Consider the following 917-nt stretch of genomic DNA (forward strand, 5'->3'; position numbering starts at 1 on the left):
CCGCGTCCGGCGAGGGTTCCGGCCCCGGCGGCGAGGGTCCCGGCTCCGGCGAGGCGACGCGTCGGCGCCGCCGTCGACGCCGATGACGCTCCGGCGGCGGCGCGGGTTCCGGCGACGGCGGTGCCCAGCCCGCCGAGCAGGGCTGAGCCGGCCGGTCAGCCGAGGGCGTCGACCCGGTCGACGCCCACCTGCACCCACCGGCGCAGGCCGTCGTCGGTGACGACGGCCTCGGGGTGCACGTGCAGCCACCCGGTGGCCGGGCGCCCCCGCATGAGCTGCTGCTCGACACCGGGCTCGGCCAGGTGCCGCTCGGCGTCGTCGGGGTCGCAGCGCAGCAGCAGCCCGCCCTGCCCCGACACGGCGACCGCCATCTGCCCGCCGAGCAGGAAGGCGAGCCCGCCGAACATCGGCGTCTCGCTCACCCCCTCGCGGGTCGCGAGCCGCGCGCGGACGCGCTCCGCCAGGTCCTCGTCGTAGGCCACGGGGTCACCGTGACGCGCCGGGGCGACCCGGGGCAAGGTCCGGCCGGGCGGTGCAGGGCTCCACTACCCTCGGCGACCGTGCCCGTCGCCCGTCCCACCCTCGTCGCCGAGGCCCGCCGCGTCGCGGACGGGCTCGCGACGCGCTGGGAGCGCGTGGGCGTGCACGTGCTCCTCGCGGACCGGCTGCGCTGCCTGGCGGCGCCCGGTGCGAGCAGCGTGCAGGACGGCGCGCGGCCCGGCGAGGACCCGGTCGGTCGCGCCCTCGCCTCGGGCGCCACGGTGGTCGACGACGGCCTGGTCCACGCCCCGGTCGTGCTCGGGGGCGGTGCCGTCGTGCTCGTGACGGCGGGCGCCACCGACGCGGCCCTGGTGGCCGCGGCACGGGCGGCGGCGGAGGCCGCCGCGGACGACCTGGCCGGCGCCCTCACCGCGCTC

2 protein-coding genes are annotated in these 917 nt (G+C 80.4%); one reads left to right on the forward strand and one right to left on the reverse strand.

Translation table 11 applies throughout. From position 1 onward, the window contains the following. Positions 1-155: 155 nt before the first annotated feature. Positions 156-482 carry a TfoX/Sxy family protein gene (locus ACYVKY_RS18840; RefSeq protein ID WP_460436523.1) on the reverse strand — a complete coding sequence of 109 codons (327 nt, stop codon included), beginning with the start codon at positions 480-482 and terminating at the stop codon, positions 156-158. A 78-nt stretch (positions 483-560) separates the two neighbouring features. Here ACYVKY_RS18840 and ACYVKY_RS18845 point away from each other — a divergent pair. Beyond that, the coding region (locus tag ACYVKY_RS18845; RefSeq protein WP_460436524.1) for a hypothetical protein at positions 561-917 on the forward strand (357 nt) is incomplete at its 3' end.

Source organism: Angustibacter speluncae (genome assembly GCF_054777815.1).